A 22,182-nucleotide genomic window follows, 5' to 3' on the forward strand; every position below is an offset into this window, starting at 1 on the left:
GGGTTATGTGGCCCAGGAGGGGTGGCAGCGGCTGGTGCTCAAGCAAAGCCACAAGCTACGGAAGCGGTGTTCTCGGCTGGTTCACCGGCTGATGGGGGCGGGCGGGTTGTGGGCCGGGGCAGGCCTGGGCCGATCCGCATCCCGCCGGTCGGTCGGCGAAGGGGTATACGAGGGAATGGGGCAGGGACAAGGGGGTTGAAGTTTCAGCTTTGTAGTGCTGTGTCCTGGCTTCGTATGACTATATAACTCTTGGGAAAATGAATAATCTACATTCCCATTTTCGCATACGAATACGTTCCAAAAAGAAAAGTGAGCCTGTTCAGCTTTCAGTTGTATTTGTCTGTCAGTTGGTTGACGTAATTGTTCAGTAACTGACAGACAAATACGATTACCTACACTCCTCGAAGCGTTCACGAAAATCTTGGGTAACGCATCTGGAATCAATGACTTATCTTACGGGTCACAACACCTTATCCGGCGTAATCGGTAGGTCTCGGACCCGTTTGCCGGTAGCATTGAAGACTGCGTTGGCAACGGCAGCCGCTACAGCCACAATGCCCACTTCGCCGATACCCTTGACACCCATTGTATTGACGTGTTCATCTTTCTCACGAATAAAAATAGCGTCCAACGAACCAATATCCAGGTTGGCTGGTACGTGATAATCGCCCAGAGACCGGGTAACGAAATTGCCCCAGCGTGGATCAACCACCGATTCTTCGGTCAGTGCCATGCCGATGCCCCAGACGTTGCCGCCGATAATCTGTGAGCGAGCGGTTTTGGGATTTAGGATCTGCCCAGCACCCGTCACCGCCAGAAAACGGTTTACGCGCACCATGCCAGTCGATTTGTTCACAGCGACTTCTGCAAAATTAGCGTTGAAACTATGGGCCGAATAGTCTTCGGCGCTTTCGGGCGCTTTGGAGTCGACCCGCGTCTGGTAGTCGGTCAGTTTCTCCGAGCGCATCAGTTGCGCAGCCGTCGGGTGGACAAAAAACTGCTTGCCAGACTTGGTTACTAACTCGTCTGTTAGCTTTCGACAGGCATCGTTAACCGCATTAGCATAACTGGCAGCGCCCACCGAGCCCACCGAACCAGCCGCGGGGGGCAAATCGGAGTCGCCAATTTTTACGGTGACATTCTGAATGGCTAAGCCCAATGCATCGGCTGCCGTCTGGGTTAGGATGGTATAGGTGCCCGTGCCCAAATCCGCAGCGGCCAGTTCAACAGTCGCTGTTACGTTGTCGCCTGTGCGTTTCAGCGTTACCGAGGCCGAGGTAGGCCGCTGGTGAGCGGGATACGTTCCCGCCGAAACACCGTAGCCAATCCAGTAATTGCCCTGCTGGTTCTGACGGGGCTCCAGGTTACGCTTTTCCCAGCCGAACGCTTTAGCACCTTCTTGCAGGCACTGCACTGTCGTACGTGATGACCAGGGTTTACCATTAGACGGATCGTGTTCAGGTTCGTTTTTAATCCGAAACTCAATCGGGTCCATCTTCAATTTATACGCCAGTTCGTCCATGGCCGATTCCAGGGCAAAGCTGCCCGTCGATTTGCCGGGGCCGCGCGTGTAGGTCGGCACAATCAGGTTCATGGGCACCACCCGATACGTAATGAGCGAGTTGGGCGTGTCGTACATGATTTTTGAGCAGTCGCCACAAGGTTCAACAAACTCGTCGTTGATGGCGCAGTGGGTGGTGATCTCATGGACCAGCGCCGTCAATTTGCCATTGGCCGTAGCGGCCAGACTTACTTTCTGATGGTTATGTTGCCGCATCCCCACGGAGTTCACCATTTGCTGACGAGTCAGGGCGAGCTTCACGGGACGGTTTACGTACTTGGCCGCTACTGCCGCCAGTGCCAGATTAGCCCATTGCCCACCTTTCGAGCCAAAGCCGCCACCAATGTAAGGTGACACGATACGCACCTGCTCCGGCTTCAGATTTAACGTAGCAGCCGCGGCACTTTGCGCGCCATTCACAATCTGGGCACTACTGTATAAGGTCACTTTATCGCCGTTCCATTCGGCAATGGCAGCATGGGGCTCCAGCGGATGATGATGCTCAATGGGCGTTTCATACACTTCTTCCACTTTAATGGTGGCCTGGCTAAGGGCAGCCTGCGGATCACCCCGTTTAGCATCGGCTTTCTCCTTGTCCTTTGGCAGACGGGCCTGACCCGCTAGTTTATCGAAATCGACTTTACCTTCTTTTTTGTCATACGTAACGTTGATCAACCGCGATGCATACCGAGCCTGCTCGAAGGTTTCGGCCACAACAATGCCGATATGTTGTCCGAAGAAATCAATTTCGGGACTTTGCAGCAGTGCACCCCCGCGCAGCCCCCCCTTTACGTTTAGCTTCGGCGCATTTTTATGCGTGATAACAGCCAGCACACCGGGCGCTTTTTCGGCGGAAGTCGAGTCAATCTCCCGAATTGTTCCGGCGGCAATAGTGCTTTTAAACAGAATGGCATACGCCGGATTCTTAACCGGATGATCCATCGAATACGCGGCTTTACCCGTTACCTTGGCAATTCCGTCTATCCGACTGATGGGCGTGCCGATTGTTTTATTCGTATCTTTCATAGCATTTATTACCCTTAGGCTTTACCACCGTTCAGCGCCATTTGCAAGGCCAGCACAATGCCCCGATTACCCAGCTCGACTTTAAACGCGTTGTGGGCCAACGGTTTGGCGTCGGCCATTTCAGCGCTGGCGGCTAGTTTGAAATTAGCCTCTGTAGCTTCTTTCCCAATCAGCATCTGCTCGGCCTTTAGCGCCCGCCAGGGTTTGTGGGCTACCCCGCCCATAGCAATGCGTACCTGCTTGATCCGGTTGCCCGACCCGCTGGACCGATCCATTTCCAAAGCAGCCGCGACCGATACCAGCGCGAAGGCATACGAAGCCCGGTCACGAACTTTCAGGTAATAGGACTTGTCAGCATATTGATTTTTCGGCAGTTCAATGGCTGTAATGAGTTCGCCATGCGCAAGATTGGTGTCTTTTTCGGGCTGATTGCCTGGGAGCCGGTGGAAATCGGCAATGGGGATGCTACGTTCCTCTCCGCTCACGGTTCGGACTTTAATTACCGCATCTAAGGCGGCTAGGGCAACGGCCATGTCGGATGGATACACAGCCACGCATTGTTCCGACCAGCCAAAGATGGCATGCATCCGGTTAATACCTTCGCGAGCGCCACAACCCGTGCCCGGCTCACGCTTGTTGCAGGGCATGGCCACTTCGTAGAAATAGGGACAACGGGTTCGCTGGAGCAAGTTACCGCCGTTGGTAGCCATATTCCGAAGCTGTCCCGAGGCACCCGCCAGAATCGCCTGCGTTAATAGCGGGTAATGCTGCCGCACGAGTGGATGGTTGGCCGTGTCGGTATTTTTGCCAAGGCCACCTAAGGAAACTCCTCCCTGATTCGTTCCGGCGGTTATGGGTTTAATATCGCTCAAACCCAGTTCGGAAATGTCAATGATGGCGCCTGGCCGTTCAACGTCCTCCTTCATCAGGTCGAGCAGATTGGTACCGCCAGCGAGAAATTTGGCGTTCGGGTTCTGAGCCACCATCTGAATGGCAGACGAAGGGTCTTTGGCCCGGCTATAGGTAAATGGTCTCATTGAATACGGTTGAAAAAGGATTAGACCGAGCGAAAAATCTGTTCGACGGGCTTGCCGCCATGCACCTCCTGAATGGCAGCCACAATGTTGGGATACGCCCCGCAACGGCAAATATTACCCGACATCCGCTCCCGAATCTCATTATCGGAAAGTTTCGCAGAGCCCGCTGGCTGACGAACGTTCTCGCTAACGTAGCTGGCATGACCTTTCTTCACCTCGTCGAGCATCGCTACCGCCGAGCAAATCTGGCCAGGCGTACAGAAGCCGCACTGGAAACCATCGTGTTTCAGGAAAGCCTCCTGCATTGGATGGAGCCGTACGGTAGTTCCGGTGCTTCCCTGCGCCAGTCCTTCAATCGTCTGCACCGTCTTTCCTTCACAACTCGCGGCCAAGGTCAAACACGACAACACCCGTTGGCCATTGACAATGACGGTGCAGGCTCCACATTGACCGTGGTCGCAGCCTTTCTTGGAACCGGTCAGGTCCAGTCGTTCGCGCAATGTATCCAGTAGAGTCATGCGCGAATCGACAGTCAGTTTACGAGCCGTGCCATTTACCTTGAACGATACGTTCACCCCGTTTTCGAGGCTAGCCGGAGCGAGTTCGACGGGCGTTGATCCACTGAGTGGCCGGGTCATCAACTGCTCTGCCACCGCCGATTGAGTGGCCAGGAGACCTCCACCCGCCAGCGTCATTAGCTTAAGAAAATGACGCCGGTTGACACCCGTATCAAGAATCTCATCCAGTTCTCCTGGCATCAGATCGGCAAACAACCGCTTTTCGTCTTCTGTCAGTTCAGGTGATTCGTGTTCGTCCATTAGGCTATTGTTTAGTCATTAAATAGGCATTTGCTATTCCTGGCAATTATCGTGGTGTTTTCGGAATTCGCGACAACGAATGACTAACTACGTAGTGAAGCTGATTGTTAGGCAATAAGACATTTCCCGACAACCAATTTTTACGGCTATAAAATCTGACCGTAGCGTTATCCCATTCGACAACCTAAATCGTCTCCAGAAAAATATAAATTGTATCAATAACCATCCATCAGGCCGCTACGTTTTAGTCTTTATCAAGCTTGTGTCTAAACAAAAGAAAAAGCACCAGAAAGGTTACTTCACCGACTAGTGCCCAGGCCTGTGATTCGATTTTCCAATGAAACGGTTTCCATTCGCCACTTAAATAACCGATACAGACGTAGCTGATTAGCAAGCTTATGGCGACAAGTCCAAGTGTTCTCATAGATATACGATATCCCTGTTCGGTTGGCTATTCTTCCCGAATCCTGTTGTGCCTGGCTCCTATCCTCAACGTAGCGTTTTCCGTCATAAAATCGTATGATTCCATCAGTAGCCCTGATTCCCATCTCAGGCCATTTCATACGTGATACTTAGTACCTCCATTACCTGACTTCCCTGTTGAGAAGGCAATGAAACCGTTTCGCCAACCCGTTTTCCCTGCAAAGCGCGGGCCAACGGAGCCGTGAAGGCGATCAGCCCCTGAGCAGCATTCGCCTGATCAACGCCCACAATGGTGAAAACACGTTCTGTACCGGCCAATTTGCCCGTTTGTATTTTTAAGCGAACCCTGGCGCCAAAACGGACTCTGTCCTGCTCCTGTGTGTCGATAACTTTGGCGATAGAAATGCGCTGGTTCAGGTTGGCGATACGCCCATTGAGCAAAGCAAGTTGCCGACTGCGCTCATTTTCGTCTTCAATTTTAGCGGCTTGCAGGTGGGCACGCTCGGTATCTAAACCTTCGAGTTCAGTGCGCAACAGGTTGAGCCCCTGAGGGGTGACGTAATTAGGCGTACCCGGTGGTAAGGGTGCTCGTGCCGGAATAACCACTGGGGCATCCGCTGTTTCATTTTTTAAAAAAGCACTACTCATAGGCTAGACCAGGAACAATTTAGCATTGCTTCATTAAAAACGTCGGTATAAGTTGGATTGTTTCCAGCCGCCCCAAGCTGATCGCGTTCAGTACGTTTAGCCGGTAATCGTCAGTTAAACGGCCGAATAAAATCGGGGTTAGAACCAATGAGGCTCCTCAAGTTTACCCTTGTGAGGGTAATTGGCGTAGTATTTTATGAACTTTTGGTGTCTAAATAGCCTACGATCGACCTTGGCCAGCTATGCGACTACACCTACTTTAAGGATGCAAACACGCCTGAAGTTGATACGTTCCCTACCCTACTTTATATACAGAATGCCTTTCTCCTGCGCTTGGTCAGCAGTCTTCGGCCCCCTAATACGGGTAGACTACTAATTTAAAATGACGGCCTCCCTCCCCCACCCTGCGAATCGCAGAAAGGTCCAGCCAATCGTACCGACCAAATAAATTCGTCCGTATTTATTTGGTCATCTGTGTAAACCTAACGGTCCCTACCGTATTAGGTTTTGCGGGCTCCGCTGCCGAAATGGTGCCGCTGATCTGACCATTCGATTGCTTCGCAACGCGAATTTCACGGAAGCTATACTGCCCTTTTTCGTAATTGAACGTTTCGCCATCGTCGTCATAAAGCCGATACAGACCCGGCTTACTACCGTAATATCGCACTTCGATAGGCACTACCTCACCCGCTTTGGGCGCGTGGAGCCGGGCGGGCATCATGGGAATAATCCCACCGTCTTTCACATAGACCGGAATCCGGTCCAGCCCTGGCGACACGGTAATCTGCTGACCATTACCAACCAGGTTGCCTGTGTAAAAATCATACCAGTTGCCCGTTGGCAAGGTTACCGTGCGGCTCGTCTGTCCGTTGAACAAAGGAGCCACCAGCAAATACTCACCTGCCATATACTGGTCTTTAATTTCCTTCAGTACAGCTTCGGCATAGGGGTTTTTCTCCAGGCTCGTCGTAACCAGTTCGCGTTTCACATCCGACCGAAACCCCTCTTCCAGGTTCATCGCCCGAAACGGGGGGGTGCCTTCGAAATGATATTTGGCAAACTCGCTGTACCAGTAGGGCATCATCCGCATGCGTAGCAGCGCCATATCCTGCACAGCTTGGCTCACATCGCTAAAGGACCAGGGTTTGGTACCACTGTCCCAGGCGTTGATCATCGCCAATGGCGAGAAAACGACGGTCTGAATCCGACGTATCCACTCTTCACTACTCGTGGACGAACGAACTTCGGGTGTCCAGAGTACCCCCGCAAAGCTGCTGTTGATCAGGGCCGTGATGAAGTCTTCGTGTTTGTAATAATCATTATAGATCACGTATGGAAACCGGGACCCACCGCCGTTCGACGCCCGTACCAGCCCATAGGTGCGACTGTTTTGTTTCCGGTATAGATCCAGACTATGCTGTTGTAATAAAAGCCCATACGTCTGGCGCATCTGTTCGGCGACATGACCCGATGGGAACGTAGCGACGTCGGGCCAAAGCCATGAATCGTAGCCATCTACCTCATCGATTTTATAGCCGCTTACCCCGATGTTTACGCCATCTTTCGCCAGTTGGCCAAAGAAAATCTGTTGCGCTTTCGGGAGTGTCAGATCAGGAACCTGCCCCGTCCAGACGGTGTGGGAAGCTGTATAGGGCATTATTGAACTAAATATTGAGGCCGATGGCGATACGTAGGGATTCAGCCAGAGATTAGCCCGGACACCCTTGGTCAGCATCGTCCGTAAAAAGCCTCCAGGGTCAGGAAAGCGGGTGCTGTCCCACTCAAAGGTGCAGGGATACGATTTACTTTGCCAGCCCGGTTCCAGCCCTACTACGTCGAGCGGAAATCCTTTTTGTTCAAACTGAGCGGCTTCGGCCTGCACCTGCTCCGCCGTATAAAGCTTCTGAACCCGTTGCTGAAACCCGAGGCCCCAGCGAGGAGGCAGGCACCCGCCCCCATTCAAGAGATTATACCGCCGGACAACGTCGAGCGGCTTCGGTCCGGCAAACACGTATACGTCTACGCCCGCAGCCGGAACCAGAATTTCGACGGCGTCGGAATAGGGCCGGCTGGTCCAGGATTTGTCGGTATTGCGATCCTGCGATTCGGGTGGATCGGCGCTGTCTTTGCGAACGGCAGTACCCGCGTAAACAGTCAGGTACCGGGCCGAATTGATAAAGACGCCGTATCCAGCAGAGGAAACGTAAAACGGAGTAGGTGCGTGCGTCCGGCCATTATCGGAGCCACCGAAATGATCGACATGCAGGTTCAGAATCCGGCCTCGCTGGTGAACCGTTTGAAAGTTAAGCCCGAAACCATAAAGCTGCTCCGTGCGATTGAGCGGGAAGCGCAGGTACGTTTTCCCGTCGACAATGCGGGCTGTAACCGCCGATTGCGGCAGTGGAAACCTGGATTGACCCAGTTTCGTCAATGCACCTACGTTTGGGTTGGCTTTGCTGGCTGTCAATAAGTTATACACTTCAGGCTTGCCAACTGTGGCTTTCCAGATACCGGGTTGAACAGGTACCCAGGTAACGACCTGCGCAGTTGCGAGCGACGTAGTAACCAGGAAAAGAACCAGCGTTTTCAAGATAGTAGGTAGTTGGATTTAAGACCCGTATGGGAGCGGGCTCTTATGTTAAGGTCTTCGAGACTGGCTCCCGGCGCTCGACATTCAATTAAAAATGAAGATTTGCCTGATACGTCTTTTCAGTAACTGGCCATTCTTTCACTATACAATGAAGGGGTTTCAACCTGAACATTACAAGTCAAACTGCTCCAATTACAAGGGGGTACCGAATAGCTGGCAATAATAGTAACGGTTCTGTTTACTAGGGCCTGCAATTCCAATGCCGATATCCGTTAGGTCTTTAGTCAATAAATTTTTCCGGTGCCCTTTGGACTCCATCCACTGGCTGATTACCACGAAGCGACCATCTAAACGGGTATTAAGCGCAATATTTTCCCGCAGTTGCCGATAGGAATAGCCAACCCGATTGGCTTTGTCAACCAAACTCAATCCATTCAAGGTATGGCTCATCTGATCCTTCGTCGCCATCAGTTCAGCGTATTGTTGAGCCGCTTGCATCAACTTGGCATCCGGCTTCAATTCGGATAAGTGGACTCGGACTCGTTGTTGGTTAGTCGCTAGCAGAATGGCCGCTTTCTCACTTTGTTGATCAACCGTCTGCCGCTGCTCAGCCATTGACAGATGCTGTGCCTTGAGCAAGGCACGCGGGTGCCGAGGTTCTGATACGGATACAATCGGATCGGTCATCAACCACCCAGACAGGGTCAGTAAGGCAATGGATACGAATAAATTCATCGGTAACCAGGGGCTGTCCTTCAATAACAGCTTTTAGAGTCGAACAATGCATTAACGCTTATGAAGCGCATGCTTACCATTATCGGGCCGTAAGCCAGGATTGAGCAGTAAACAGCTTTTTAACGCCCGTCTAAACGGTTTATTTGCTATCAACCACGCCTGAAGGAATAAGGCAGGCATAAGTTAAGCCAGAGCAAGCAATTAATTGTTCAACGATCGTTTAGAGGCACGTAAAAAGGTTTGTCATTTAAGAGATCCTGAGGCTGAGTGACGAGAACACAGCCCGTACCGGAGCAATGTTGGCGAGGTTCAGAAGGCTATCTACTCCATTGCAACCGGACCTCATTGCCGAAAACGCTCGAATGACTTAAGGGCCAAAACAAAGAACAAACAGGAGCCTATGCTTTACTTGCTCTTTTGTTTATAGATCAGTGGAGGCTTTTAAAACAAAATACTTAGCAAGGAAGTACTAAACTTGAGAACCCTAGCCCTTAATCAAAGGCATTCTCAACGTAAACCAAGTGTATTATGGAACAGGACCAACGTTTAGATAAGGTACGACTCGACATCGAGGCCGTAGGATTTACTTTGGACGACGACTTGCAGGCCGTCATTCTGGAGGCTCTCTCGAAGCTTCAGCGTTTCTACAAGGGAGATGTCATCACGGCCGATGTGTATTTGAAAGTAGAACCCAACCAGCGAACCAACACCAAGCATGTGGGCATCAAATATGGTGTGCCGGGCAATGATGTATTTGCCGACGCATCGGGCGACAACTGGTACAGCCTAATCAACGACGTAGTAGCCAAGTTGCAGCGTCAGATAGAAAAACGCTTTGGCAATCATACCAACGCCAACCGCGCTAACCTCGATGAAATTGATCCAGCAAGTTTAGCCTGATTTAACCATGTGTACTCGTCATCGCCCGGCCTTCTCGCTAAAGCCGGGCGATGGCATGAATAGGCCACGCTGACCATGGGCTGTCCCAGCAACATTTTTCTGTAATATCTTTTGCGGTTCCTTCCATAGTATCCTGATAAAGGCCATCAACGTAACGACGGCCAGGCACCATAGCGGACTGTAGTTGGCCCTACATTATTATAGGATAGTTACTCAACTTGAGCAAACGCTTCCCGGACTTACTGCCTTCTGGAAGAGACTACATAAAATGATTTTAATGTGGTGTCCGGTAAAAGTAACAGGTATCACTACGTGTTAGGATGGAACTCATACTTAAAGTTCAGTTAGTAAAAAAGCCCGGACCACTGGGGCCCAGGCATAAAAGAGGAAGGATTTGAATAGACTGACCGCCTACTTTTGAGCAGCTTGGTCAGTAGGCCTGCTCGATTACATAAATGAGCTCAGCCACGAAACAAAGGTAGCTACTCGGCCATCCAGCCACTTCATAAAGTCGTGAAGGTTCAATAATTGGTCGTAAACGACGGAAATTGATAGATAAACTAAAAATTTCAGAAGAGTCCCAGGGTTACCGGTACGCTTTGTGGCCATAATGCTGGCTGGCAAAAAAGCGCTTATTAGACAGCGATTTCCCGTAGTTAACGTATTGATGATCCAGGTATCGACGTTCCAGATCGGCGCTGGGTAGTTACACCAACCGGTAGATATGTGAGGCCTTGTCGGTGCACTTTCCTAGCTGTTAGTCCCTGCCACTCAAAGAATGCACTTAGTTAAGATTTCCCAGGAACATCACCTTGAATACAGGCATTGACATTAATAATCTGTGACGGCCTTCAGCCAGCTTTCAAACGAATACTTTGTCCTGATGCCATCATCTAATGGCACATAAGGCCGTTGCAAAAAATCATCAAGTTCATTTTCATTATTTTCAGTCAATACGAAGAAATTATCAGGATGATAAAAGTCTTCATCTACGACAAACGGGTTGGTGGTAATAACTTTTTTTTTCAATTTAATTCCATCAAAAATTCTAAATGAAAAGCCTGAATGAAATGTCATTTTAAAATCCAGTATTATCTCAGTATTTCGTATTAATTTTAACTGTTCTTCATAGGGAACAATCGTCTGTATACAATTAAAATGTTGTTTTATGTAATCGGGAATATCGTATTCTTCATTTTTGTTATATATAAGATCAAATTGTATTGGATAGATCCTCTGAACAATATATTTATAAAAAGACTCGATTATTGCCACACGGCTAGGGTTATAGGAACTGATGTAATAAATTTTATTACCGTGATCGTACGTATCTTTATTAATTTCTGGATAATCAACGTAAAAGTTGGGCGCATACCTAATACCATGGTCTTTAAATAAATCCAATTCGGTTTTATCGAATATATAAAAACGGTCAAAAAAAGGTATCAGAGGAAGTATATGTTGATTGAAAGTTAAACCATCGTAAAAAAAAGATATAAATTTACCGCTTCTTCTTTTAGCTTCGGTTAACAACTTTTGGGAAAAGACATCTGCTCTGATTACTAAACATAAATCGTAAAATTTAGTAGATTTAATCAAAGACATTTTCTTTTCTTCCATATATATATTGATTAGTTCTTGATTATCTTCTTTATACCCTGAGATCATTTTCCTCCATTTGTACTTTATTTTGATAGCTAAATCTTTTACAGTAAACGGATAATGATTATTATGAACAACCGTCACTTCGTAACCCAGGTGTCTAAGGTTTTTCTCAATCACTACATACAACTGATAATCCCAGGGAGCGATAAGGAGAAATTTCCGATTTGTTTTCATTTAAAAGCTATAGAGTCAAAAAGGAAGTTGAGTAGTAAATAGAGTTATAGTGATCAATGCCTCAAAAATCCCGGAATGAAATCTCAATTACCAAAATCCATCACAGACTCTTTGTAATCGATGACCAAAAAGTACACTATCTGGCCATCGATAAGCGTAAAACGCGTCAAAAGTCTTGTAGTAGTATAGTTGCTTTTGCGTGAGCGTTAAAATCGATATCCAACATTGATACCCGCTGTCGAACTGATGCCCGCCCGGTTAAGATTGGCCATACCTATTCGACCAGACAAGGTAGCTCGAGCGCCAATCCTATATTCGTACTCAGCAGCAACATGATACCCAACGTTGGCTTCATCCACTTTTTCATTAAGAATTGTCACATCAGTTACCTGGCCGTTTTGATTGATAGTTGATCTGGCCTCCCGCAGGGCATCGTCTTTCCGATACCAAACCGAAGGGCCCCCTCCTAAACGTAACGCATGGCGTGCGTTGCGAAGGCAATCAAAGAAACCCGTTAAATCAGCCGTGAACCGCTGCCGGGGCCGCCCTACGAAATAGAAATTCGTAAAGACTGGCCGTCGATTCTCTATACTAAGGTAGCCAAAGCTGCCCTCTACAACAAGACGGTCCTTGGCGAGGTGACGGGCATAACGAGCTATGTATCTTAACCCTAAATCGTCTGGGCCATCCAAACTCATGTAGTCAACACCTGCACGAATTGAGTTTTTATAGGTAACTGTCTGGGCGTTGGTGAACGAGTAAGCTAGCAGATAAAGACCTGCGACTAAACAAAGTTTGTTCATGTTATTGAGTTGTATAAGTGACTTTATTGCAAGCATATACTCTTTCTGCAACAACTTCATAATTTCACTACTCACTTCTTAATGACTTAACTGGATTCATCAGGGCCGCTTTTATGCTCTGAAAACTGATCGTCAGCAGCGTAATGAGCAGGGCACCCGCACCCGCCGTAGCAAAAATCCACCACGATAATTCGGTGCGGTACGGATACGTTCGGAGCCACTCCTGCAGAAAATAGTAAGCCACCAGCGTAGCCATACCGAAAGCAACAAGGATCAATAAGACAAAGTCTTTAGAAAGCAGGAGCCATAGGTTAGCCACCGACGCGCCCAGTACTTTGCGAATGCCAATCTCTTTTGTGCGTTGCTCGGCCATAAACGAAGCCAGGCCAAACAAACCCAGGCAAGAAATGAAAATGGCCAGTCCGGCAAAGAGGCTGGATAATAGGCCGATACGTTCTTCGCTGCGAAATTTCTGGTCGTACTCCTCATCGACGAACGTGTAGTTGAAGGGAGCTTCGGGCAGGTGTTTCTTCAACACCTCGCCAATGGTGGCAATCGCGGCCTGTGGGCTACGGACTGGGTTGAGCCGCATGGTCAGAAATTTACCGGGTTGCGGGCTGATGAAAAATACGGACGGCTTGACCGGCTCATAGGGTGAATCCATTACCATGTCCTGAATCACGCCGATCACATGAAAACGGACGTTAAAGCCGCTGCCGTTCCAGGAGATGGTTTTGCCCAGGATGTCTTTCATCCCCATAAAGGCTACCGCCGATTCGTTCAAGACAGCCCCCAATGAATCCGATGCCAGCTGTCGGGAGAAATCGCGTCCTTGTTTGAACCGCCAACCGACGGCTTTGCCAAATTCAGGCGATATGCCAACTGTCCCAAAATTGACCTGTAAGGCGGGGTCTTTACCCGCCCAGTCGAAGCCCCCGTTAGTAGACCGGACCTCAGTCAACGGGCTAGCCGATTCGCCCACTTCGAGCACAGCGCCCGATTTGATCAGCTCGTTGCGAACGGTCTCCCGATGCTGTTCGTAGTGGGGCACGTTTAGCAGCAGCGACAATAATCCATTCCGGCTATAACCAATTGGGCGGTTTTTAGCGTGCTGAACTTGCCGATGCACCACCAGGGTCCCGATAATGAGTGTAATCGAGACGGTAAATTGCACAACAACCAATATCCGGCGGGGCGTGGCAATGGAAGTACCTGTCTGGAATCGAGCGATCGAGCTAAGTCCCTTCAACACGGCAACGGGCTGGAACGAAGATAGGTATAGCGCCGGGTAACTGCCTGCAATCAGGCCCGTTACTAGCGTGAACCCTAGCCCCAGCACCCAGAAAAACAGGTTCGTAAAGGGAACGACGATATGCTTACCGGCCACCTGATTGAAGAAGGGCATTGCCAGCGATACCAGCCCAATGGATAGACCGAATGAGAGCGAAACGACCAGTAATGACTCACTAAAAAACTGAACAATCAATTCCTGGCGCCGGGAACCGATGGCTTTGCGAATGCCCACCTCCCTAGCCCGGTTGAAGGAGCGGGCCGTGCTCAGATTCATGAAGTTGATGCAGGCTAACAGTAAAACGAACACGCCGATGATGCCAAACAACCAGACAAACTGAATCCGCCCACCCTGATTGATGCCGTTTTTCCAGTCGGAGTACAGGTGCCAACGGAACATCGGATAAAGCACAACTTCGGGTTTCTGAGCCGAGTCTAGTTGATGGCTAGTAGCCAGTACATTTTTAATCCTGGCCGATACAGCCGCTTCCGTAGTCTGGGGAGCCAGCTCGACATAAATCTCAAACGACGTATTGGTCCAGTCGTCTTTGGCCTCCTTTACCCAGGGCGTTGATGCGGCATAAAGATCCCAGGGGGCTATAAACTGAACGTCATCAAAAGCGTTCCCGGCAGGAATATCTTCATACACCCCCGTGACGCTGACCGTCATGGTGTTGTCAAGGGTCAGGGTTCTATTTAGCGGGTTGGTTTCCCCGAACAAAGCCCGTGCCACTGACGCCGACAGGAAGATAGAAGCTGGTTCTTTTAACCCATCCCGACTGCCTCTGAGCATGGTTAGCGATAACATCTCGGGGGCATTGGATGTCATGAATTTGCCACTTTTTGAGAACACCTGATTGGCTAGTGTGATCGTATGCCAACTGGTCCACCAGGCTAAAACGATGTGGGTAAAATCATCGCCATAGGTAGTTTGCAGTTTCTGGGCCACGGGTATTGGCAACCCCGCTTTGGTATCGACTTCCCCATTGACGGTTCTGTTTCGCATGACCTGGGCAATGCGGTCGTAGTTGCGGAAGGACTTATTGATGGACAGCTCATCATACAACCAAAGCCCGATGAGCATTGCCAGGGCCATGCCAATCGCTAGTCCGACAATATTGATAAACGAATACGCCCGGTTCCTGGCCAGGTGCCGCAAAGCGATCTTGAGGTAGTTACGTAGCATATACGTTAGGAAAGGGTTTGATAATTCTTTTTGTTTATCGCTCCTAAACGGCTCATTACCACCAATAAAACGCAAGCCAGTAGTAATTCCGGCGTGATAAAACTCAGGATTGCTACGTCGTAAATCAGGGGGCGGTATTTTTGCCTCCAGCGACGAAGCGTATGATTACTGTGTGTACCCAATCAGCCACCCGCCGAACGTTCCCCCAAAGAGCCTACGAAAAACGGCAGTCTCCCGGCGCGGCTCCCGGTACTGGAAGCGACCGAATCGCCCGCGAATGTGATCTTGCATAGGTATCAATTTTAGGTAAAAAATTGATACCTCCTATCAGGTCAGGAGACTCAACTATCAAAACTTCCCTCAACGACAAACCGTCACCTACGGGCTGGAGCAGTGTGACCATTAACGTAGTATAGACCTAAATAAGCCATTATGGTGCTTTATCAATATGTTCTAATACTTTTTTAATAAATAAGTGTCAATTTAACAAGTATAAAGAAAATGGCCTATTCTTTTAAAATCAAGCTGAAAATTCTTGCCGGATCAACCGATCCGCCAGCTCTTCGTCAATGAGAAAAAAATACTTTTTATTCGTCGTATGCCTCCTGTTGTTAGGGGTCTTATCACCGCTGATGGCCCAGCAAAATCTGGTACCAAATCCGGGCTTTGAGTCAGGCTCCGGTGATACGTTCACCAACTGGACCAAAGCCAATGGAGCTACCTATCTGACAGCGACAACCGCTGCCGATGAAGTGCACGGTGGAACGCGCGCGCTAAAGTCGGCGGGGCCGGGGTTTGCGGGTCAGCAGTATCAGGTGCAGATGCTAAGTGACCTGATCCCAACGACCATCGGCACTAGTTACACATTCAAAATTTGGGTTAAAGCCGCAACGGCCGGCGGAACGGTCCGGTTCTCGACCCAACCCAGCGCGCTCTACGGCCCCGATATGAATGTCCCGGCCAATGTATGGACCCAGTTGTCGTGGACATTTACGGCCAATGTAACCCAAACCCGCATCGCCCTAGATTTGGGCCAAAGCAACGTCGTCTATTACCTGGACGATATGGAAATGCCGGGAACGGCTGTTGTTAACCCGCCTACGGCTAATTTGACAAACTACTTACCCAATTCCAGCCTTGAAGAGGGTACGGGCAACACCTTTACCAACTGGTCGGAACTGAATGGAGCGGGGTCGTTTTTAGAGACGACCAACCCCGCCGAAGTGAAAGTCGGGGTTAGAGCTTTAAAGGTGGTATCTACTACGCCCCGCAATGCCTACGAAGTACAGTTCGCCAGTCCTTTTTTAAATACGCCGGTGGGCAAGCACTTCCAGTTTAGAATCTACATCAAAGCGGCTGTGGCTGGAGGGCAGGTCAGACTTTCCACCATATCGCCCTTGGCGAACTATGGCGCGTACGCTTATTCAACGACGACCACCATTGGCACCGACTGGCAGTTGTTAACGCTCGATTTTACACCGGTTGAACCGACCACACGGGTCGCCATCGATCTGGGTACCAGTGCCGCTACTTACTTTGTGGACGACATGAGCCTGACCTCGACGGATGCCCTGCTGATCGGAAACGGTGGGTTTGAGACCGGATTTGGCGATACCTTTACCAACTGGACCAAGCAAAACGGAGCTTCGTTTCTGACGGCTACCACTACCGAGACCCACTCGGGTGGCCGGGCGTTGCGGGCCGAAGTCACAGGTAGTCAGCCTAATGCCGGTCAACCTTACTCGGTGCAGTTAATCAACGATGCAGCCACGACGGTTGTCGGAACGCAGTACACCTTCTCGATCTGGGCTAAAGCCACCACGGCCGGAAGCACAATTCGCTTTTCGACCACGCCCAACTCACTCTACGGACCTGATACGCCGGTACCGACCACCTGGACTAAACTGAGCTGGACATTTACCGCTAATGAAACCCAGACTAAACTGGTCCTTGACCTGGGCAAAAACACGAACGTTTATTACCTTGACGATGCCGATATCAGCCCAGCCATCGTCAATCTCGTCACCAATGGTAGCTTTGAGTTAGGCGGCCCTGGCAACAATTTCACGAACTGGTCAAAATATAACGGGGCGGCCAATATAACCGAAACCACCGTTGCGGCTGAAGTGAACGAGGGCAGCCGAGCGGTAAAGGTGGTCAACACAGCCGCTGGTGAACCGTATAGCGTGCAACTGGTAAGCGATCCGATGAGTCTTAGTGCCGGCAAAAATTACACGGCCAGGATTTATGTGCGCTCAAATGTGGGGGGAGAAGTCATCCGGTTTTCGACCAATGCAACAGCCGGTGCCCAGTACGGGCCTAACTATACGACAACGACGGCCTGGCAACCTATGACCTGGACGTTTACGGCCAATGATGCCAGTACACGAATTGTGCTGGACATGGGTACTAGCGTCGGTACGTTCTTTGTCGATAACGTGACGGTGGTTGGCGCGGATGATTGTGCGGTAAAGTATCAGGTACCCGCCGGTCAAACGCCTATCGCCACGGGAAAAAATAAATTTCTGGGGTCTGCGTACAGCACGCCACAGATGCCAAACTTCGAGAAGTATTTCAACCAGGTAACGCCCGAAAATGCCGGTAAATGGGGCAGTATCGAAGGGACCCAGGGCGTTTATAATTTCACCGAAGTAGATCAGGCGCGTGCATTTGCCAAGCAGCATGGGTTCCCCTTCCGGTTTCACGTGCTGGTGTGGGGCGCGCAACAGCCAACGTGGCTAAAACCGCTGAACGATGCACAGAAGGTTCAGAAAATAAAAGCCTGGTTTCAGGCGGTGGCTACCCACTACGATGGCAGTTCGGACGCACGGGCCAGGCTTGAATACATTGAAGTAGCCAACGAAACGCTGAACGATCCACCGAATAACCTGGGGCCTAATTTAACTGATCCGGCCAGTGGTGATTACGTGAACGCGCTGAAATCCCTGAATGCCGAACTGGGTACAACGCCCGGTCGGTTCGACTGGGTTGTCAATTCGTTCAAACTGGCCCGGCAGTACTTCCCCTGCGAAACCAAGCTGATGCTGAACGAGTACAATGCTGAATCCGGCCTGGCAGATGATTATGTGACGCTGGTTAATCTGCTGAAAGCGGATAATCTGCTGGATGTAATCGGACTGCAGGGCCACTCGTTCTCGACCCGCAAGTACGACCCCAACCAAAGCTTTGCGGCCCATACTACTTACCTGAGAACGCAGCTCAATAAAATTGCCGCGACCGGATTGCCGATCATGATTACCGAACTGGACATCGACGGCGATGTGGACAGCACCTATACGGTTACAACTAACGTAGCGGTGAAGCAGGCATTCCAGAAATCGGAATACGAGCGTATTTTTGGGTTGTACTGGAATCACCCGTCGGTCATTGGTATTACCCTGTGGGGGTATCTGACGGGCCACTGGCGCACGGCTCAGGAAGCGTTTCTGGTCGACGCCTGTAGTGGTCAGGAAAAACCGGCCCTGCGCGATTACCTTAACAACACGCTCAATAACACCCCAAACAGCGTTCGCGCATCTGGCAATCCTCCCTTAGGCACGAGCTTTCTACCCAAGATCTGTGGCATTCCGGTGGCTGCTCAGTATGCGTGTGCCAGTGAGGTACCCGTGTCCAGCACGGCGACCATAACGGCTTCGGCGTTCAACTGCCCTGGCCCCCTCAGCGTTACGGTACAGGACGTAACCACACCGGCAACTCCAACTGCGGGTGTATCCTACACCCTTGTCCGCACCTGGACGGTCACCGATGCCTGCGGTAACGTCGGAACAGCGTCTCAGCGCATTACGGTTTCGAACAATTGCTCGCCCGCTACTACGTCCTGCGGCAGCCCAACGGCCACGCTGGGGCAGGCGCTCAGTCTCGTAGCACCAACCTATAACTGTGCTACGAATGAGTTTAAGTTCAATACCGTGGGTGGCGATGGCTCCCCGATCAGTTACTCGGCAGTCGGCATTTCGTCTCCAACAACGAGCTGCACGGCTATGGTCGATGCAGGTATTGCGCAGGACATTCGGGACCAGAAACCCAGCGTGCAACCCTTCACCCTGTCGGCCACGCAGAACGGCATTACGGTGACGTATTCGTGGAATGCCCTGACCGCCTGTAGTTCTGTAACGGTGACACCACCGAATGGACTGGCGCTGCTTGCTCCAGAGTACAACTGCCTGACGGGTGCGTTTATCTTTAAAACCCAGGGGGGCAACGGCGACCGCATCGAGTACATGGCTCTGGGCATCACCGGCTGGACCACGAACCCCAACCAGTTTGTGGATACCGAACTGCGCACCGCCGTCGATGCCCAGCCGATAACGCTTAAAGCCCGCCAGAACGGCACTGAGGTAACCTACATTTGGAGTATTCGGGCACAGTGTCCGGTGGGGGCCAACAGCCCACCGTTCTACAACGGGAGCTTATCGAACCAGACGGCTCAGCAAAACAGCCCGTTCAGCTACGTACTGCCCACCGGTGCCTTCACTGACCCCGAAGGCCAGCCGCTTACCTTTGCCGCTTCCGGATTACCCATCGGCATTACCCTTAACGGAACGACGCTGAGTGGTACGCCCACGCAGTCAGGTAACTACCTGGTTAAGATCACCGCTACAGACCTTGGTGGGCTAGCAACAGAGGGTGTATTTACGTTGACGGTTGCGCCATTGAGCGGAGGCTCACTTCAGCTCGTAGCTCCAGAGTACAACTGCCTGACGGGTGCATTTATCTTTAAAACCCAGGGGGGCAACGGCGACCGCATCGAGTACATGGCCCTGGGCATCACCGGCTGGACCACGGACCCCAACCAGTTTGTGGACAAGGAGAGCCGCACGGCCAATGACGTTAAACCCTTTACCCTGATGGCTCGCCAGAGTGGCAACGTAGTGACCTATGTTTGGGATCTAAAAGCGTCTTGTGGACGAGCTCGTGCCGGTATCGACGAACTGGGCACAGGGTTGCAGGTACGGGTGCTGGGCAACCCCGTGGAAAGTAAATCGGCGGAGGTCGAAATCAGTGGTATCGCCGGGAAATCGGTTCAACTAAACCTGACTGACAGCCGGGGTGATCTGCTGCATCAACTCTATATCCACCAAGCCCAAACGCTCGAACGAGTCAGTATACCGCTCGGTACGGCACAGGGGATTTTGTTGTTGCGGGTTAGTACGGGCACCGAGCAGAAAACGCTTAAATTGCTTAAACCCTAACGCAACACGCGCCTGTTTACAGGTCAGGAAGGCAGCAGCCAGACTTTAAAAAGTCTGGCTGTTTGTTTACTTTATAAGTGGCCCGAACGAATTTTGGCACCTAAAGACGTAGTGGCTACGACTTTCTAAGGGTGCAAAGCAATTGGTTGTTTAATAACTGGCGTGGCACACTACTCCCAAGATTTCCAAGCTATTTTCTTGTTAAATTATACGACTCCTACAGGTCAATTCTCTGAGATATGATGTTCATTAATCAAAGGATTATTTGAGACTGGCCACAACTAAAGTAGATTCTTAATTTACTTTAGTTGTGATGAATCGCCTGGTTTGCGGATAGTAAAACTCCCTCCGTCGTCTCAGTTTGGAAAGCGTTTTAGGAGACGGTTACAGTTTGCTAGCTGTCAAATTTGATTAGTCGCATACGCTACGTAAGTTAAAAAAAACAATCGGGTGTCTGCTTGAGGACACTGTAAACTTACAGTAACTCACGTCCCACTTTTTCCTGATGACCCAGGCGAACAAACTCGGCGGGGAAGACTACCCGAAAAGTAGTACCTACATGCATGACACTTTCGACTTCGATCGAAGCGCCCAGTTTTTCAGTTAGTGATTTCACAATAGACAGCCCTAGGCCCGACGAGCCTTCGTTGTTAGTAGGCTGAGCCGATAATCGTTGGAAACGCTTGAAAAGTTTGACCTGGTCGTCGGGAGATATCCCAGGACCTTCGTCTTTGATGGCCATCGTCAGTTGATGGTTAACTAATTCGGTGTGCACATACACACGTCGGCCAAACGGCGAAAACTTTAGCGCATTGCTGATTAAATTATCGAGAATACGAACCAGTGATTTAGGATCTGAGTGGAGGATGAGCGGTGGATGGGTCCGTTCAATATGAAGTGAGATTTCTTTCTGATAAGCCTGCGCCGAAAAGCTATCGACAACCGTGTCAATCAGGCGATCCAGCTCGATATCTTCCATTTCCAGGGCTTGATCCGAGGTAGCCAGGCTGTTGAAATAAACGATACCATCAATCAGATTAAGGCCCCGTTTAATCGTTTTCTGTCCATGTTCGATACTTTCATTTTGCTCATCATTCAGTGAGCCAATCATAGGCAGGAAGCTAAAAATGAAGCTGATTGTAGATAAAGGCGACTTTAAATCATGGGCAATTACACTGATAAGATTTTCAATTTCCTGGTTGGCATCCGAAAGCTGCTGATGTTTACGATATAGTTCTGTTACGTCATTGAACAGCCAGATTCGGCCCTTGAAATATGGGGAAAAAATAGGTTTTGTAAACACGGACAACACCTTTTCTGGAAAGGTCCAAATCCACTCTTTGGTGACGAAGGATGAATTATTAATCAACTCTGAAGCGGTTTGGTCAATGGCGTCCTTATTCAGCGCTCGATTTCGGAGCTGGAGCATCCCTGCAGCTAAACTGGCCGATGACGGGCGAAGATTACCGGGTTCCAGGTTCATTAGCTCAAGAGCCGACTGATTGATCCAATTTATGTCTTCCGCTTCGTTAAGCAGAACAATGGCCTGTGGAACCACACCAAACAGGAACCTATACTGCTGGTCTAACGCAATTTGCTGAAATGACAGGGTACAGATTAATACTTTATCACCAAATCTATAGAGGATATTCTCAACCTCCTCCCTGGAAAAGGCCGGTAGCCTGGGCCACCCTACTACAATCCAGCCTTTGAACGTATAATTGCTTAGACGAAGGCCAGCGACCGAAGAGTAATCACCTAATAATGCTTTCAATGACCGGCGAGGGACAAAATTTGGCTCAAAAAAGAACGATGCCGATCGGGTCAAGTCGTTAAATTGATCTGGATTGATATGAGCTGACGCCAGGTCAGGACGGGTAGAATGCAGTACCGTGGCTGTCCACTCTTCCCGTTCCTGTATCAGATAGCAAACCTCAGCGCCTAGAAAGAGAAGTAGTTCGGATGCATAGGCCTCCAGCAAGTTTGGCCCAATTTCAGTCTCTTCAATAACCCGAAATCGTTTCTCAAGACGGTTAAAGTCAATCATGCCAGGTGAAGTATAAGCTAGGAATCGATAGCAGGTTATTGATTGGTTCCGGGATTAGTAAAAAGT

15 protein-coding genes are annotated in these 22,182 nt (G+C 50.1%); 4 read left to right on the plus strand and 11 right to left on the minus strand.

Annotated elements, in window-relative coordinates; translation table 11 throughout:
• On the plus strand, window positions 1-199 hold a 199-nt coding region (locus tag ACYVEA_RS31770), incomplete at its 5' end, for a hypothetical protein (RefSeq protein ID WP_461117399.1).
• Window positions 200-460: 261 nt separating this feature from the next.
• On the opposite strand, the gene ACYVEA_RS31775 is transcribed toward ACYVEA_RS31770, so the two are convergent.
• The 7 genes from ACYVEA_RS31775 to ACYVEA_RS31805 form a co-directional block, all read right to left on the minus strand.
• Complete coding sequence (locus tag ACYVEA_RS31775; protein ID WP_461117400.1) at window positions 461-2,587, minus strand: xanthine dehydrogenase family protein molybdopterin-binding subunit; 2,127 nt, start codon at window positions 2,585-2,587, stop codon at window positions 461-463.
• Window positions 2,588-2,601: 14 nt separating this feature from the next.
• A complete protein-coding gene (locus ACYVEA_RS31780) occupies window positions 2,602-3,624 on the minus strand; it encodes an FAD binding domain-containing protein (protein ID WP_461117401.1) in 1,023 nt (340 codons plus the stop codon).
• 20 nt (window positions 3,625-3,644) lie between these two features.
• Window positions 3,645-4,442, minus strand: a complete 798-nt coding sequence (locus tag ACYVEA_RS31785) for a 2Fe-2S iron-sulfur cluster-binding protein (protein ID WP_461117402.1) — start codon at window positions 4,440-4,442, stop codon at window positions 3,645-3,647.
• Between the two features lie 244 nt (window positions 4,443-4,686).
• Complete coding sequence (locus tag ACYVEA_RS31790; protein ID WP_461117403.1) at window positions 4,687-4,866, minus strand: hypothetical protein; 180 nt, start codon at window positions 4,864-4,866, stop codon at window positions 4,687-4,689.
• 125 nt (window positions 4,867-4,991) lie between these two features.
• Window positions 4,992-5,513 (minus strand): GreA/GreB family elongation factor, encoded by a 522-nt coding sequence (locus ACYVEA_RS31795; RefSeq protein ID WP_461117404.1) that lies wholly within the window; start codon window positions 5,511-5,513, stop codon window positions 4,992-4,994.
• A 460-nt stretch (window positions 5,514-5,973) separates the two neighbouring features.
• Window positions 5,974-8,103, minus strand: a complete 2,130-nt coding sequence (locus tag ACYVEA_RS31800; RefSeq protein WP_461117405.1) for a glycoside hydrolase family 31 protein — start codon at window positions 8,101-8,103, stop codon at window positions 5,974-5,976.
• A gap of 192 nt (window positions 8,104-8,295) precedes the next feature.
• Window positions 8,296-8,838, minus strand: coding sequence for a CAP domain-containing protein (locus ACYVEA_RS31805; protein ID WP_461117406.1), 543 nt, complete (start codon window positions 8,836-8,838; stop codon window positions 8,296-8,298).
• 528 nt (window positions 8,839-9,366) lie between these two features.
• Here ACYVEA_RS31805 and ACYVEA_RS31810 point away from each other — a divergent pair.
• A complete protein-coding gene (locus tag ACYVEA_RS31810) occupies window positions 9,367-9,738 on the plus strand; it encodes an HPF/RaiA family ribosome-associated protein (RefSeq protein ID WP_461117407.1) in 372 nt (123 codons plus the stop codon).
• Between the two features lie 831 nt (window positions 9,739-10,569).
• On the opposite strand, the gene ACYVEA_RS31815 is transcribed toward ACYVEA_RS31810, so the two are convergent.
• The 3 genes from ACYVEA_RS31815 to ACYVEA_RS31825 form a co-directional block, all read right to left on the minus strand.
• The gene (locus ACYVEA_RS31815) at window positions 10,570-11,577 is read right to left on the minus strand and encodes a hypothetical protein (protein WP_461117408.1); all 1,008 of its coding nucleotides are present in this window, start codon (window positions 11,575-11,577) and stop codon (window positions 10,570-10,572) included.
• A 206-nt stretch (window positions 11,578-11,783) separates the two neighbouring features.
• Window positions 11,784-12,380, minus strand: a complete 597-nt coding sequence (locus ACYVEA_RS31820; protein ID WP_461117409.1) for a hypothetical protein — start codon at window positions 12,378-12,380, stop codon at window positions 11,784-11,786.
• A 67-nt stretch (window positions 12,381-12,447) separates the two neighbouring features.
• Window positions 12,448-14,856 (minus strand): ABC transporter permease, encoded by a 2,409-nt coding sequence (locus ACYVEA_RS31825; protein WP_461117410.1) that lies wholly within the window; start codon window positions 14,854-14,856, stop codon window positions 12,448-12,450.
• Window positions 14,857-15,017: 161 nt separating this feature from the next.
• On the opposite strand from ACYVEA_RS31825, the gene ACYVEA_RS31830 reads away from it, so the two are divergent.
• Window positions 15,018-15,149: a hypothetical protein gene (locus ACYVEA_RS31830; protein WP_461117411.1), complete on the plus strand. Its 132-nt coding sequence runs from the start codon at window positions 15,018-15,020 to the stop codon at window positions 15,147-15,149.
• 276 nt (window positions 15,150-15,425) lie between these two features.
• Window positions 15,426-20,069 carry an endo-1,4-beta-xylanase gene (locus ACYVEA_RS31835; RefSeq protein ID WP_461117412.1) on the plus strand — a complete coding sequence of 1,548 codons (4,644 nt, stop codon included), beginning with the start codon at window positions 15,426-15,428 and terminating at the stop codon, window positions 20,067-20,069.
• A 475-nt stretch (window positions 20,070-20,544) separates the two neighbouring features.
• On the opposite strand, the gene ACYVEA_RS31840 is transcribed toward ACYVEA_RS31835, so the two are convergent.
• On the minus strand, window positions 20,545-22,116 hold the full coding sequence (locus ACYVEA_RS31840; protein ID WP_461117413.1) for a sensor histidine kinase: 1,572 nt from the start codon (window positions 22,114-22,116) through the stop codon (window positions 20,545-20,547).
• Window positions 22,117-22,182: the final 66 nt, after the last annotated feature.

Source organism: Spirosoma jeollabukense, from assembly GCF_054777855.1.